The sequence below is a fragment of the Leeuwenhoekiella sp. NPDC079379 genome (genome assembly GCF_044542075.1).
In the GTDB taxonomy this organism is placed as follows: Bacteria; Bacteroidota; Bacteroidia; order Flavobacteriales; family Flavobacteriaceae; genus Leeuwenhoekiella.
This window is the reverse complement of sequence record NZ_JBITTU010000001.1, coordinates 529,532-543,879: the sequence shown is the minus strand read 5'-3', so window position 1 is coordinate 543,879 and position 14,348 is coordinate 529,532. Positions and strand designations below refer to the sequence as shown.

The window sequence follows — 14,348 nt, the reverse complement described above, 5'->3', positions numbered from 1 at the left end:
TAATATACGTAACAATTTAGAGTGAGCCAACACTCTCTATGGTTAATAGGAATACTTTAAGATTTAGGAATTTGTGTATTAAAAAAAGCTAGTGTGCGCTCCTCATTATAGGTAGTTCTTTTAGTGGTCATAAACCCTACGTGACCCCCTCTATCAGGCATCTCTAAATGTATAAATTTGTGCGATTTAGAGACTGAAACAGGATAACATTTTTCATTTAGAAAACTGTCGTCTTTAGCATTTAAAAGCAATACAGGTACTTTTATTTGCTTTAAAAACTGACTACTGCTGCTCTTTGTGTAATAGTCAAGGGCATTTTTAAAGCCGTGAGCAGGAGCCGTATAATACTCATCAAATAAGCGCAGCGATTTAATTTTTTTATAGTTCTCTGCATTTAATCCTTCAGGAAAATTAAGGAGTTTCATCTTGTATTTTGCGCGTAAATCTTTGAGAAATGACCATCTATAAACCCAGTTTCCGCGTTTTTCTAAAGCTCCTAGAGAATCAAATAAATCTATGGGAGTAGAAATGGCAACAGCAGCAATAATATTGTCTGGTCGTTCTCGGTTTTCTCCTAAATATTTTAAAATGAGATTGCCGCCCAGACTAAAGCCACATAAATATAACTGAGTAGTTTCTTTAATGGCATTAATGTGACTAATAATTTCAGCCACGTCTTCTGATGCTCCAGAATGATACGATCTTAGTTTAGTATTAATCTCACCGCTGCAACTACGTAAATTTATCGCTGCACAATCATAACCATTATGTATGAGTTGCTTTACGGTACCTAACATGTAGGTTCTTTTAGCGGTCCCTTCGAGACCATGAAAGAGTAGAACAGTCTTTGATTGTGTCTCGGTGTTCTTAGAATAACTCCAATCAATATCTATAAAATCGCCGTCTGATAAAACAACGCGTTCCCGTTTTTGCTTAACACCGTATACACGTCTTAACTTTGCAGCAAAAATCGTGTTGAAATGCGTGTTTTTAAAAGGCCCTTTAGCGGTATACGTAGATTCAATTAATGGCATTAATATAAGATATCATCTTTAGGTTTTATACTTTCAGGTAAATTCTCTTCATCAAGCATATCCCGTAAATCTATTTCTATAGTGCGACAAAGCGCGGTCATAGGCACATCATTAGCTTTACCTTCAAAAGGATCTTCACTGTTGTCTCCTACATATTCCATAGTGGTAAAAATCCACATTATTAATATTGTAAACGGAATCATTTGCAAAAACATAAAAGCAATCTGTCTTGCGGGTTCAATATCTTCAGAAACGTGATTTTCAAAAATATTTAATAGACCTAGCGGAAGCAGTAATACAAATATCCAGGTAAACACTTTAGAAAAATAACCGTATTGTCTCGGAAATGGAGTATTTTTTATACGTTCACACATCCCCTGAAAATCATAGAATTTTGCCAAAGCTTCTTGTAATTGCATTTCTTGAAAGCCATCTATAACCTGATCTTTTCTTAAGCGTTGTAGTATTAAAGCTTGATTTTTTAAAAGATGTGTTGCGGGGTTAGCTCTGTCTTTAGTCTCATCATATTCACTCTGCCCTACATATTGATGCACTTCACTACTTTCTTGGTTACGTTCAGCATGGCGGTCAAAAAGACGTTCAACTAGTGCACCTTCCTGAAGACTCCAGGTACGTGGCTGTCTTAATTGAACGCGTAAGGCATTAAGCCAGGCGATATGTCTGTAGAATAAATCTCTCCTTATTTCTTTTTCTGCAATAGGGTCATCTATACTTATAAGGCTTAATACTCGTATACCCCAGGTGCGACTCCAGTTTACAATCATTCCCCATATTTTACGACCTTCCCAAAAGCGATCATAACTCTGACTGTTTTTAAAACCAAGGTAAAAAGAGACAGCAATACCTATAACTGTCAACGGTTCAAAAGGTATATCTATAAAATACCAGCCTAAATAGTGGTACACAAAAAAAATGGCTAGAGAATAAACTAGAAAAAACAGAAGCTCTTTCCATGTATAACGCAAAATTAACTTCCAGCTTATATTTCTTCTAATTAGCATATGTTCTTATTATTCTGGTCAAAGATAAAGTGATTCTTAATGAATGGAATACGTATTAAGGTAATTTTAAATAGTATGCACGCATAGGATATTTCAATATATTTGCGTTTCAAAAGAGACTTATGTATACAAAACAATTTGAAATACGCTGGAGTGATATAGATGCAAACAGACATCTAGCAAACAGCGCTTATATAAATTTTATGAGTCATACACGTATGGCTTTTTTAATGGAAAACGGATTTGGTCATCAGGAAATGGCTAAGTATAACATAGGCCCAGTAGTATTTTACGAGCATATGTATTATTTTAAAGAAGTATTTGCAGGGAAGCCTGTGACGGTATCCCTACAGTTAAAGGGTATCGCTGAAGACGGGATGTACTTTGAATTTTTGCATAACTTCTACGATCACAAAGGCCGAAATTTTGCAAGTTGCGAAATGATGGGTGCCTGGATCGATTTAAAAGAACGCAAACTTACAGCATTACCTAAAGAGCTTATAGACAATCTTTCAACTTTAGAGCGCACTGAAGATTTTAAAACGCTTACTAAAGAAGATACACGCAGATATGGTAAGAAACCCCAGGATTTAAGTTAAGAAGTAACCGTTTTCTTTGTTCGGGTAGACAAATAAACCCCCGTAAATATTAAAAGACCCGCTATTGCGCGTATAGGGGTAATTCTGTCTGCACCCACTAGAACAGCAAAGATTACAGCAATAAGTGGCTGCAGATATATAAATGCTCCTACCGTAGAAGCTTTTAAGGTTTTCAAGGCGTAGAGGTTGAGAAAATAGGTAGAAAATGTGGTGCCGGCAACTACAAATATCATAATCCAAATTGCTCTTGTAGGTAGTTCTAGCCAGTCTACAGCTGTAAATTCGGTTATAGTAAAAGGTAAATTGAGAATGACACCGGTCAGAAACAGCCATTTCATTAGTGTAATTGTTGAATATTTGTGGGTGATGGGTTTGACTAAAATAAGGTAAACCGCATACGTTGCACCGTTTATAAAAAACAGCACATTGCCTAAAGGTATATTAGGTGCATTAGGTTGCTGCGATGCACCAAATAATACAAGTATAAGTGCTCCTAGCATTCCTATAGCAATCCCTAAAATCTTAATAAATCCTATTTTTTCTTTTAGAAAAATTGCGGAGAGAATTAAAAGAATTACGGGAGATAACGTAATAATAACAGAACTATTTATAGGTGTAGATAAGCTTAATCCTTTAAAAAAAGCAAGCATATTTATAAACATACCAAAGACGGCACAGCCAAGTAATCGCCGATAATCCTTAGGGTCTATTTTTTCTGACTTTGTAAAAATACTTGCCAGCCAGAATAAAGCTGAAGCGCCCAAAACTCGCAAAAGAATAAAACCGTAAGCGCCTATATAAGTAGGCATAACACCTTTTGCTAACGTGTGATTTACTCCGTAAATGGTGCTGGCACCGGTGGCTGCAAGGAGGGCTAATACACGCTTGTTCATTACAGTTTAAGGGTGAATTGAAGCTTTGGCTTCTGTCACTACTTTTTTACTGTTGCCTACAAAAATTTTGTCATTATTTATGATTACGGGTCTTTTTAGAAATGTATAGTGTTCTAAAATGAGTTCTTCAAAATCGCGTTCCTCAAGATTTTGTGTATTTAGACCACGTTCTTTATAAAGGCGAGCTCGTTTGCTAAAAAGCATTTCAAAACTTCCGGTTAGGTTATGCAATTCGTTTAGTTGCTCTTCAGTTATGGGATCCGTTTTTAAATCCTGTTTGATGAATGCAGAAGGCAATTCAATCTCTTTTAAAATGCGTGCACATGTATCGCAGGTAGATAAATAATAGACTTTTTTCAAAATAAGAAGTTTAAAATATTCTTCAAGTTACAAAGTAATTGCTTTTACTTCTAAAATAGTACTTTTAGAAAAAATTAAAATCATGCCGTTCACTTTTGAATATACACTTGATATAAGTAGGAAAAACCGTCAAATTTTTAAAGGATTTCTTGAGACCATATCACTTGAAAATTTAAATAAGATACCTGCCGGGTTTAATAATAACATCATCTGGAATATTGCACACGTCATTGCAACACAGCAAGTTTTAGTATATCTGCTTTCTGGTATAAAGCCCCGTGTATCATCAGATTTTATAGATATGTATCGTAAAGGGACAAAACCTGAACGCGATGTTTCTCAAGAAGAATTAGTCGAAATTTGTGAACTTTTAAGCACAACAATAGACCATACCGCCACAGATTATGCCGCTGGTATATTTAAAGAATTTAATGTGTACACAGTATCTACCGGAAGCACATTAAACAATGTTGATGATGCTCTTGCTTTTAATAATTTTCACGAAGGTATTCACTTGGGTTCTGTCCTGGCCTTACGCCATGCTATAGGCTTAGTTTAAGAAATGGGGTTACTTCGTTTAAGGGGATTTTAATTATTATTTGACCTTCAGCGTAGGATGCTACTTCGTATGGGTTGTAAATTAAAGTCATTTCGTTTTCAGTAAATCCTATATTAGCCGGTAAAATAAATTGATCATTTTCAAAGAAATAACCGGTGCTGTTAATACTTTCATTTTCAGAAATCCCTTTTTGAGATCTAAATTTTTGCTCCGCTAGTTTTAAAAATGCGGGTTCATTATCAATAAGATTTTCTGTGTTAAGAGATTTTCCGGTTTGTTTATCAATATTTAGATAGGTGGTGCTACCATAACCGTGAGCTCCTCCCCAAAAACTATAAGTGTCAAAAACGATACTTAGTAGTTCGCTGCCGTTTAAGCTTATGGCAGATTTGCTGCTAAATTCATAGCCGGCATTTGTCTCAGGAAATTCATCATGATAATTTCTGTGACTTGAAATAAAGTTTGCAATCGCTTCATCCAGAGTTTTTATTTTAGGAATCTCATCGGGGTTAATAACAAGATTGCTTACTAGCACACGCTCTACAGCTTTATTGATAGAGTCTGCTAGTTTAGCATCCCCAAGCGCGGTCAATCTTTCAATATCGAGCTCAGGACACATACCCATATTACAAGTTTCAATAGTGGTTGCATTGTAAATGGTATTTTTAAAAGTTAATGGAGATTCCTTTTTTTTGCAGCTAATTACAATAAATACAAATACGTAAAAGCAGAGATGTTTTTTCAAATCAATTGTTTTTTACCTGTTAAACATAGGATAAAGGTACAGTGATTTTTGACAATGCTTATTTAGCGTGGTACATTTACGATACGATTTAATAAAATTTAAAATCTATGAAATTCAATACTAAGACGATACACGGTGGTCAGCACAACACAGATCCTGCTTATGGTAGTGTTATGCCCCCTATATATCAAACTTCTACATATTCTCAAACTACGCCCGGAGGACATAAAGGTTTTGAATATTCCCGAAGTGGTAATCCTACACGTAAGGCTTTAGAAGATGCATTAGCAAGTATTGAAAATGGTAGTTATGGTCTTGCTTTTGGCTCTGGATTAGCAGCAATAGACGCTGTTCTAAAACTTTTTAAGCCTGGTGACGAAATTATTTCTACAAATAATTTATATGGCGGTTCATATAGACTATTCACAAAAATATTTGAAGGTTTTGGTTTAAAATTTCATTTTGTAGATATGCAGAATACTGCGATGATTGACGCTGTTATTTCAGATAAAACAAAGCTAATTTGGGTAGAAACGCCTACAAACCCAATGATGAATATTATAGATATCGTAGCAGTTTCAAAAGTAGCAAAGGCACATAATTTACTCTTAGCTGTAGATAATACATTTGCCACACCTTACTTGCAACAACCTTTAGATCTAGGCGCAGATATCGTTATGCATAGTGTAACAAAATACCTGGGCGGTCATAGCGATTTAGTTCTGGGCGGTCTAATTGTAAAAGATAAAGAGCTGGCAGATAGGTTATACTTTATTCAAAATGCAAGTGGTGCTGTATGTGGGCCTCAAGATAGTTTTTTAGCGCTACGCGGAATTAAAACACTTCACGTACGTATGCAGCGTCATTGTGAAAATGGAAAGGCAGTTGCACATTTCTTAAAAGAGCATCCTAAAGTTGATCAGGTTTACTGGCCTGGTTTTGAAGATCACCCTAATCACGATATCGCAAAGAGGCAAATGAACGATTTTGGCGGAATGGTTTCTTTTACAACTAAAAATGATTCGCTTGAAGGCGCAGTTTCAGTCGTTGAAAATTTAAAAGTATTTACTCTTGCTGAAAGCTTAGGAGGCGTTGAGAGTCTTGCCGGTCATCCCGCGACTATGACGCACGCAAGCATACCTAAAGAGCAACGAGAAAATTTAGGAATAAAAGATTCTTTAATACGATTAAGTGTAGGTATAGAAGATATAGATGATCTTCTTGAAGATTTAAAACAAGCTCTAAGCTAGAGCGATTGTGATAATTTTAGAAATTAAGATAGTAGATATACCCAATATTTAACCATACAATAGAATCGTCATATCTATTTGGAGGGTAAAATTCTTCATCAGGATTTAAGCCATCTACCCAGTTAGAATAATATTTGTGATAGCGCAGCTCCAGGTTTATATCGCTTAATTCGCCTATTTTGTATCTGATACCTACACTTCCTGTAAGCGCCCAGGTATTGCCAGAGCTATCGTCTATACCGCCTAATTTACCATCACCTATAAGAAAATCATCAAAATAGATATCTTCAGGCGTTGCTCCTTCAACATCCTGAATAGAAGAGTAGGATGGATTAAAGCCTACATAATGAGCTCCTAAACTTATATATGGTGCTACTTTATAGCCACCTGCTTGAAAATCACGAATACTTTTAGGAAAATATTCAATCTGCATACCTAATTCAAAAACGAGAGAAGACCCTTTGTGATCTCTTAAGTCGTAACCTTCGGGGGTTTCTTTTTGAGACTCAATACCCTCGTGTGTAAACTTGGAGTAGTGTAAATCTGCTTCAGTTCTTAATTTAAAATGGTCGTTAAAGTATTTATCCCGTGTATAGCAGTTACAATCAGAGCGATAAGCGAAGTTCATATAATGAACAATACCAACCCCAATCCCTATATTATTCAAATTTGTATCTACATTTTCGCGCAAACCAAAATCAGATTGAAAAAGTAAGGGGCCTGCGATTATTCCTACTTCATTTGAGAAGCCAAACTGAGCATTGCTTTTGAAAGGCATTGACAAACAGATGAATAATACCGCAAGGAGGATTTTGGTATTCATTGATAATTGGGGATATTTATACGACAAATATACTAAAACATCCGATTTAACCTAAAATTATGCACTTGGTAGAATTTTACATTTAAAATATATAAAAATGACAGGTAAAAATTAAGAATATGGAAAATTTATACCTTGATTTTTATTGATATCATATATTTGCACTGCATTAACGTGAAAAATATTATAAATATTAAAAACTTTAATATGTCAGATAGCATTAAGAAGTTCGTTGACTCTGTAGAAAAAACAAATCCTAACGAGCCAGAATTTATTCAAGCGGTTCAGGAAGTTGCAGAAACGGTAATACCTTTTATAGAGAATAACCCAAAATATCAAGATAAAAAATTGCTAGAGCGTATGGTAGAACCAGAGCGTGCAATTTTATTTAGAGTTGCATGGGTAGATGATAATGGAGAAACTCAAATAAATAAAGGGTATCGTGTAGAATTTAATTCTGCTATAGGGCCATATAAGGGTGGACTTCGTTTTCATCCTTCTGTAAATTTAAGTATTCTTAAGTTTTTAGGCTTTGAGCAGGTATTTAAAAACAGTCTTACATCACTACCTATGGGTGGTGGTAAAGGAGGCTCAGACTTTAATCCCCGAGGAAAAAGTGATGCTGAGGTGATGCGTTTTTGTCAAAGTTTTATGACAGAACTGTACCGCCATATTGGTCCTAATACAGATGTGCCTGCCGGTGATATAGGTGTAGGTGGTCGTGAAATAGGTTTTATGTTTGGTCAATATAAGCGTATACGTAATGAATTTACAGGTATTCTCACCGGTAAAGGCCTTTCTTACGGAGGTTCTAAAATACGTCCTGAAGCAACAGGTTATGGAAATGTATATTTTACTAAATATATGTTGAATAACATAGGAGAGAAACTTGCGGGTAAAACAGTTGTGATTTCAGGTTCTGGTAACGTTGCACAATATGCAGCAGAGAAAGCGACTCAGCTTGATGCGAAGGTTATTACAATGTCTGATTCTGATGGTTTTATTTATGATTCCGCAGGGATAGATAAGCATAAGCTTGCCTACATAATGGAAATTAAAAATGAGCGTCGTGGCCGTATTAAGGAGTATTTAGATAAATATCCTGATGCTGAGTTTCACGAAGGTAAAACACCATGGGGTGTCAAATGTGATATTGCGCTTCCGTGTGCCACTCAAAACGAGTTAGATAAAAAAGACGCAGAGTTACTGGTTAAAAATGGAGTAATGAGTGTAGGTGAAGGAGCAAATATGCCGTGTACACCAGATGCTGTTGAGGTATTTGTAAAGGCAAAAATCTTATTCTCTCCGGGTAAAGCTTCTAATGCGGGTGGTGTTGCTACCTCTGGTTTAGAAATGTCGCAAAACAGTATGCGATACAACTGGTCTGCAGAGGAGGTAGATCAGAAACTTCACGAGATTATGTATGATATTCATAAAGCCTGTGTTGAATATGGTACTCAGGAAGATGGTTTTGTAGATTATGTAAAAGGAGCAAATATAGCAGGATTTGTAAAAGTTGCAGATGCTATGCTGGCGCAAGGAATCGTATAATAAAAGAATCCTTTTTAAATAGATAAAGACCTCGATACTGCTTCGGGGTTTTTTTATGGCAATAATTGTACTTTTAGCTTCTTATTAAAGCTGTTTAATGATCAAAAAACGCTTCTTTACGTTGGTTTTTTTACTCTCTTTACTTTGTGTAAAGGCGCAGGAGTATGCAGATTTCTGGACTGGTTATTTTTCTTACAATACTATTGTTTCAGTTTCTGAGGGAGATACAGAAATTTATGCGGCATCACAAAATTCTGTATTTAGTTACGCGCTTAATTCTAACCAAATTAAAACCTTCTCTACAATTGAAGGGTTAACAGGTGAAGCTATACGTACCATTCATTATAGTACATCAACGGGAATTCTCTTTGTAGGTTATATTTCGGGGTTGGTAGATTTGGTAAAGCCAGACGGTAGTGTTTCTACTTTAGTCGCTATACGTGATAAACCGGCAATTCTTCCGTCAGAAAAGACAATAAATAATTTTTATGAGGACAAAAACACCCTTTACATCGCAACCGGCTTTGGGATTTCGCTTTTTGATCTTTCGAGATTAGAATTTGATGATTCGTATTTTATAGGTGATAATGGTGCGCGCATTTCTATTTTACAAATTACAATTTTTGAAAATTATATTTATGCAGCTTCACCTTCAGGCGGTTTAAGAAGAGCTCTGGCAACTGCAGAAAACCTCATTGATTTTAGAAACTGGGAGACAGTAGATACCAGGAGTTGGCTGGGAATACAATCATTAGAAAATTCTCTTTTTGGTATAACAGCAGATCAAAATTTGCATCAATTAACAGCAGATTCATTTAATACAGTTGCATCTTTTTCTACACTACCAAAACAATTAAGAGCTTCTAATGGGGATTTAATTATAATATTTAATGACGAGATTCTATTATTTAATGCTCTGGGTAATTTGAATACTAGCATTGTAACAAGTTCTCAATATCCCGACAGTTTTAATACAGCTCTCACTTTTGAAGGACAACTTTATACCGGTACACAACAAAACGGACTATTAATTAGCTCTAAAACTACTCTTGAAGATGTGATTAGAGTCATACCAGACGGGCCATCGCGCAATGATCCTTTTGCGATTGAAGCTGCCCCGGGAGAATTATGGGTTGTATACGGGGATTACAGCGACTCTTATAACCCCTTTCCTTTAAAGCAACGCGGAGTAAGTAATTTAAGCGAAGAGGGTTGGTTAAATATTCCGTTTAATGAGCTTTTAGGGGCAAATAACATTACAAACATCACTTTTAACCCAGATGATAACAGTCAGGTGTTTATGAGCTCATACAATTCGGGACTATTAGAGTTTGCAGATAAAATACCTGTACAGCTTTACGATGAGACTAATAGTGGGCTAAGTGATGTACCTGTAAATCCTACAGATGTGCGTATTAATGGCGCAGCATTTGATCGAGAGGGTAATTTATGGCTTACAAATAGCCTTGTAAAAAACGCACTTGCTAAAAAAACGGGTGCTACTATTCAAGGAATTTCTGTAGAAGATATTTTACCAGATTTTAATCAAATTAACGGTTATACGCAATTAGTCACAGATCGAAGAGGCTTTGTATATTTTGGGTCATCAAACCGCGGATTATTAGGTTACGATCCTAATACGAGTGCTTTTGCCCGTCTAAATGCAGAGCGCTCAAACTTACCTTCTAATGCGGTACTTTCTTTGGCGATTGATGCTAATGGTAGTTTATGGATAGGTACTTCAGCAGGTTTACGGGTATTATTTAATCCTTCTCAAATGTTTGAAAATCCCGAAATTCAAGCGCGGGAAATTATTATAGAAGACAATGGTATAGCGGTAGAGCTACTTAGTGAGCAAGTAATACGCGCAATAGCTGTTGACGGTAATAATAATAAATGGATAGGGACCGTATCTAGCGGTGCGTTTAGCTTTAATGCTAATGGTCAGGAAACCTTACAAGAATTTAACCGGCGCAATTCACCCTTGCCTTCAAATAATATTCAGGATATTACCATTGATGATTCGTCTGGTGAGGTCTTTTTTGCAACTCCTTTAGGCTTAGTTTCTTTTAGAGGAAATGCGGTAGCTCCAGAAGAAACCTTAGACAATGCCCGGGTCTATCCCAATCCTGTTAGACCGGGATTTAATGGTTTGGTAACTGTAGATGGCTTGACAGAAAATGCAAACATTAAAATCACAGATCTTAATGGTAATCTGGTGTATGAAGAGGTTTCTGAAGGAGGAAGTATACAATGGGATACAACCGCTTTTGGAAAATACAGAGTTGCCTCTGGTGTTTATTTTATTCTGATTACTGGAGAAGATGCCTCTGAAACTAAAATCGTTAAACTCATGATTATACGCTAATGTTAGTAAGCACACGTGCGTTAGTGATTTCAGCTTTAAAATATGGCGAGGCAGATTTAATCGTTAAATGTTTTACCGAAGAAGCGGGTCTTAAATCTTATTTGTTGCGTTCTATTTTAAAGTCAAAAAAGGGAAAGCTTCGTACGGCTATGTTTCAACCTGCAACGCAGCTTGAAATCGTTGCGATGCACAAAGATAAAGGTACTTTAGAAAGTATTCGTGAGGCAAAAGTTATACAACCCTATGTGAGCTTACATACAGATATTTTGAAGTCGAGTATTGTTCTTTTTCTTTCAGAAATGTTGCGTAATGTTATTCAGGAAGAAGAAGAGAACAGGCCGCTGTATGCCTATTTAGAACATGCCTTTATGTGGCTCGATTTACATACGCACACCGCTAATTTTCATTTATTATTTCTTTTGGAGCTCACTAAATATTTGGGCTTTTACCCCGATACTTCAAATATAGATTTACCAAATTTTAATCTGGAGTCGGGTAATTTTGAGCGTATAGAAACTTTATACAGTATTTCCGAAGAAAATTTAGATACGTTAAAATGTCTTCTGGGTACAAATTTTGATGCATTATCTGGTATAAAACTGAACCAGAAACGCAGGGCGGCCTTTGTAAATATGCTCTTGAGCTATTATGAATTACATTTGCACAGCTTTAAAAAACCTAAGTCTCTGGCGGTTTTAAGCACACTTTTTAACTAACCACCATCTATGCGCATACCTCATATTTTATTGTTTTTTTTACTAAGCTCTTGCCTAGTTTGCGCTCAAAAAATTACAGTTTACGATAATCTGAGTCAGGTTCCAGTTGAAGGTGCGGCATTGTATAATGCGACAAAGACAAGCACTGCAGTAACAAATGAAAAGGGCATCGTAGATATATCATTATTTACAAATTCTGAAACCATTTATATTTCTCACGTTTCGCATATACTAAAAAAAACAACTAAGGCGGCTCTGATTGCTTCGGGAAATCAAGTGTTTTTGTTAGATGATGAGAACCAACTGAATGAAGTAGTGCTTTCGGTTTCAAAATTTGAACAACAAGCACGTGATATTACTCAAAAAGTAATTCGGCTTGATGCTGAAGATGTAGAGCTTAAAAACCCGCAGACAGCTGCAGATTTTTTGACTCAGAGTGGGCAGGTCTTTGTGCAGAAAAGTCAGCTGGGCGGCGGCAGCCCTATGATTAGAGGTTTTTCTACAAACCGTTTGTTGATTACCGTTGACGGTGTACGTATGAATACCGCTATATTTAGATCAGGAAATCTTCAGAATGTTATCAATATAGACCCATTTACGATAGATCAAACTGAAGTTATTCTTGGTCCCGGCTCTGTGGTTTATGGCAGTGACGCGGTAGGTGGTGTGATGAATTTTTATACAAAGAAGCCGTCATTTTCTTTTGAAGAAGGAACTTCTTTTTCAGGAATGGCCTTAAGTCGGTATGCAACCGCAAATAATGAAAAGACCGGTCATTTTGATTTTAATTTGGGGTTAAAGAAATGGGCTTTTCTAAGTAGTATTAGTTATTCTAATTTTGACGATCTGCGTATGGGCAGGCATGGTCCCGATGATTATCTAAGGCCAGAATACGTTAAAATTATTGACGGTGTTGATACCGTGGTAGAAAATGAAGATCCTAAAGTTCAGACTCCTACAGGATTTGACTTGCTTAACCTCACTCAGAAAGTGCGTTTTATGCCTAATAGTATTTGGGATTTTAATTTGGGTTTGCATTACAGCACCACTTCAGACTATTCTAGATACGATCGTTTAACACGTAAACGCGGCGATCAATTGCGTTCTGCTGAGTGGTATTACGGTCCGCAGACCTGGTTTTTAGGAAATCTTCAGGTAGATAAAAAAGGGAATGGAGATATTTATGATGACGCAAAATTAACCGCGGCTTACCAATATTTTGAAGAAAGTAGAAACGACCGGGATTTTGGAAAACCTACAGTATATTCAACCGAAGAGCAGGTGAATGCCTATTCTTTAGGGCTAGACTTTACCAAGAAACTTTCTGAAAACAGATTGTTTTACGGTTTAGAATATGTGTACAACAAAGTAAATTCCTTCGGAAATCAGACCAATATTGAAACCGGTGAGCAGGCTGCAACAGCCAGTAGATATCCTGATGATTCGAGTTGGCAATCGCTAGCTGCCTATTTAAGTGGTCAATTTAATCTTTCTGAAAAATTAACTCTTCAAACAGGCTTGCGCTACAATCATATTTTAATTAACGCTGCGTTTGACGCTACTTTTTATGACTTCCCGTTTGAAAATGCAGATGTAAACTTTGGAAACCTCACCGGTTCTGCAGGCTTGAACTGGCAGACTAGTGAGATGCTCGATTTAAAATTAAATCTGGGAACGGCCTTAAGAGCGCCTAACATAGACGATATAGGTAAAATATTTGATAGTGAGGCAGGTTCGGTTGTGGTGCCTAATCCTAATTTGAAAGCAGAGTACGCCTACAATGCAGAGATAGGTGCAGTATTTAAAGTTGGCGAATCACTTAGATTGGATTTAACAACTTATTATACGCATTTAGAAAATGCTTTGGTACGTCGTAATTTTAATCTAGAGGGTGTAACGGTAATTGATTATCAGGGCGAGCCTAGTAATGTGCAGGCGATTCAAAACGCAGCACGTGCTGAGGTTTATGGTGTCGAAGCCGGTTTAGAGTATTTATTTTCTAAAAATGTGAAGTTCACCTCTCATATAAATATTACTGAAGGCAGCCAGGAAGAAGATGACGGTAGTAACGCACCCTTGCGTCATGCGGCTCCATTATTTGGGAATACGCATTTAATTTACCGACTCAAAAAATGGAAGTTTGATGCCTCTGCAGAATACAATGGGGAGATTGCTTATGAAGATCTTGCACCTTCTCAAATTGCAAATGATTATTTATATGCACTTGATGTAGACGGGAATCCGTATTCTCCCAGATGGTATACTTTAAATTTGTATGGCGAGTATCAAGTGGCACAAAACTTGAAAGCCACTGCAGCTTTAGAAAACATAACCGACCAGCGCTACCGACCTTATTCTTCGGGTATTTCTGCACCAGGTAGGAATTTAATTTTAGCGTTGAAGTATAGTTTTTAGGGTTTATAGATGC

The 14,348-nt window shown here is 36.5% G+C and carries 13 protein-coding genes; 7 read left to right on the top strand and 6 right to left on the bottom strand.

What is annotated here, in order from left to right; genetic code table 11:
* Positions 1–56: 56 nt before the first annotated feature.
* Positions 57–1,034, bottom strand: coding sequence for a YheT family hydrolase (locus ACIGAM_RS02310; RefSeq protein ID WP_396509846.1), 978 nt, complete (start codon positions 1,032–1,034; stop codon positions 57–59).
* Positions 1,034–2,056, bottom strand: coding sequence for a bestrophin family protein (locus ACIGAM_RS02305; protein WP_396509845.1), 1,023 nt, complete (start codon positions 2,054–2,056; stop codon positions 1,034–1,036). The genes ACIGAM_RS02310 and ACIGAM_RS02305 overlap by 1 nt, the downstream gene beginning before the upstream one ends.
* A gap of 122 nt (positions 2,057–2,178) precedes the next feature.
* Between ACIGAM_RS02305 and ACIGAM_RS02300 the strand changes: the two genes are divergently transcribed.
* Positions 2,179–2,655: an acyl-CoA thioesterase gene (locus ACIGAM_RS02300; RefSeq protein WP_396509844.1), complete on the top strand. Its 477-nt coding sequence runs from the start codon at positions 2,179–2,181 to the stop codon at positions 2,653–2,655.
* Here ACIGAM_RS02300 and ACIGAM_RS02295 read toward each other — a convergent pair.
* Complete coding sequence (locus tag ACIGAM_RS02295; protein ID WP_396509843.1) at positions 2,652–3,548, bottom strand: DMT family transporter; 897 nt, start codon at positions 3,546–3,548, stop codon at positions 2,652–2,654. The two genes, ACIGAM_RS02300 and ACIGAM_RS02295, sit on opposite strands and share 4 nt — an antisense overlap.
* Before the next feature lie 6 nt (positions 3,549–3,554).
* Positions 3,555–3,908, bottom strand: a complete 354-nt coding sequence (locus ACIGAM_RS02290) for an arsenate reductase family protein (RefSeq protein WP_396509842.1) — start codon at positions 3,906–3,908, stop codon at positions 3,555–3,557.
* A gap of 82 nt (positions 3,909–3,990) precedes the next feature.
* Between ACIGAM_RS02290 and ACIGAM_RS02285 the strand changes: the two genes are divergently transcribed.
* A complete protein-coding gene (locus ACIGAM_RS02285; RefSeq protein ID WP_396509841.1) occupies positions 3,991–4,467 on the top strand; it encodes a DinB family protein in 477 nt (158 codons plus the stop codon).
* On the opposite strand, the gene ACIGAM_RS02280 is transcribed toward ACIGAM_RS02285, so the two are convergent.
* On the bottom strand, positions 4,451–5,212 hold the full coding sequence (locus ACIGAM_RS02280) for a DUF3298 domain-containing protein (protein WP_396509840.1): 762 nt from the start codon (positions 5,210–5,212) through the stop codon (positions 4,451–4,453). The two genes, ACIGAM_RS02285 and ACIGAM_RS02280, sit on opposite strands and share 17 nt — an antisense overlap.
* Positions 5,213–5,319: 107 nt before the next feature.
* On the opposite strand from ACIGAM_RS02280, the gene ACIGAM_RS02275 reads away from it, so the two are divergent.
* Positions 5,320–6,462, top strand: a complete 1,143-nt coding sequence (locus ACIGAM_RS02275) for a cystathionine gamma-synthase (RefSeq protein WP_396509839.1) — start codon at positions 5,320–5,322, stop codon at positions 6,460–6,462.
* A 16-nt stretch (positions 6,463–6,478) separates the two neighbouring features.
* Here the strand turns inward: ACIGAM_RS02275 and ACIGAM_RS02270 are convergent, their stop codons facing one another.
* On the bottom strand, positions 6,479–7,285 hold the full coding sequence (locus ACIGAM_RS02270) for a THC0290_0291 family protein (protein WP_396509838.1): 807 nt from the start codon (positions 7,283–7,285) through the stop codon (positions 6,479–6,481).
* Positions 7,286–7,492: 207 nt separating this feature from the next.
* On the opposite strand from ACIGAM_RS02270, the gene gdhA reads away from it, so the two are divergent.
* The 4 genes from gdhA (at position 7,493) to ACIGAM_RS02250 (ending at position 14,335) form a co-directional block, all read left to right on the top strand.
* Positions 7,493–8,836 (top strand): NADP-specific glutamate dehydrogenase, encoded by a 1,344-nt coding sequence (gene gdhA, locus ACIGAM_RS02265; RefSeq protein WP_396509837.1) that lies wholly within the window; start codon positions 7,493–7,495, stop codon positions 8,834–8,836.
* Between the two features lie 97 nt (positions 8,837–8,933).
* Complete coding sequence (locus ACIGAM_RS02260; protein ID WP_396509836.1) at positions 8,934–11,204, top strand: two-component regulator propeller domain-containing protein; 2,271 nt, start codon at positions 8,934–8,936, stop codon at positions 11,202–11,204.
* Positions 11,204–11,920, top strand: coding sequence for a DNA repair protein RecO (recO, locus tag ACIGAM_RS02255; protein WP_396509835.1), 717 nt, complete (start codon positions 11,204–11,206; stop codon positions 11,918–11,920). The genes ACIGAM_RS02260 and recO overlap by 1 nt, the downstream gene beginning before the upstream one ends.
* A gap of 9 nt (positions 11,921–11,929) precedes the next feature.
* Entirely contained in the window at positions 11,930–14,335 is a 2,406-nt protein-coding gene (locus ACIGAM_RS02250; RefSeq protein ID WP_396509834.1) for a TonB-dependent receptor plug domain-containing protein, read from the top strand.
* Positions 14,336–14,348 lie beyond the last annotated feature (13 nt).

Excerpts from the sequence above, each read along its gene's own strand:
- ACIGAM_RS02310 (WP_396509846.1), bottom strand. The coding sequence starts at position 1,034 with ATGCCATTAATTGAATCTACGTATACCGCTAAAGGGCCTTTTAAAAAC.
- ACIGAM_RS02305 (WP_396509845.1), bottom strand. The coding sequence starts at position 2,056 with ATGCTAATTAGAAGAAATATAAGCTGGAAGTTAATTTTGCGTTATACA.
- ACIGAM_RS02300 (WP_396509844.1), top strand. The coding sequence starts at position 2,179 with ATGTATACAAAACAATTTGAAATACGCTGGAGTGATATAGATGCAAAC.
- ACIGAM_RS02295 (WP_396509843.1), bottom strand. The coding sequence starts at position 3,548 with ATGAACAAGCGTGTATTAGCCCTCCTTGCAGCCACCGGTGCCAGCACC.
- ACIGAM_RS02285 (WP_396509841.1), top strand. The coding sequence starts at position 3,991 with ATGCCGTTCACTTTTGAATATACACTTGATATAAGTAGGAAAAACCGT.
- ACIGAM_RS02275 (WP_396509839.1), top strand. The coding sequence starts at position 5,320 with ATGAAATTCAATACTAAGACGATACACGGTGGTCAGCACAACACAGAT.
- ACIGAM_RS02270 (WP_396509838.1), bottom strand. The coding sequence starts at position 7,285 with ATGAATACCAAAATCCTCCTTGCGGTATTATTCATCTGTTTGTCAATG.
- gdhA (WP_396509837.1), top strand. The coding sequence starts at position 7,493 with ATGTCAGATAGCATTAAGAAGTTCGTTGACTCTGTAGAAAAAACAAAT.
- ACIGAM_RS02260 (WP_396509836.1), top strand. The coding sequence starts at position 8,934 with ATGATCAAAAAACGCTTCTTTACGTTGGTTTTTTTACTCTCTTTACTT.
- recO (WP_396509835.1), top strand. The coding sequence starts at position 11,204 with ATGTTAGTAAGCACACGTGCGTTAGTGATTTCAGCTTTAAAATATGGC.
- ACIGAM_RS02250 (WP_396509834.1), top strand. The coding sequence starts at position 11,930 with ATGCGCATACCTCATATTTTATTGTTTTTTTTACTAAGCTCTTGCCTA.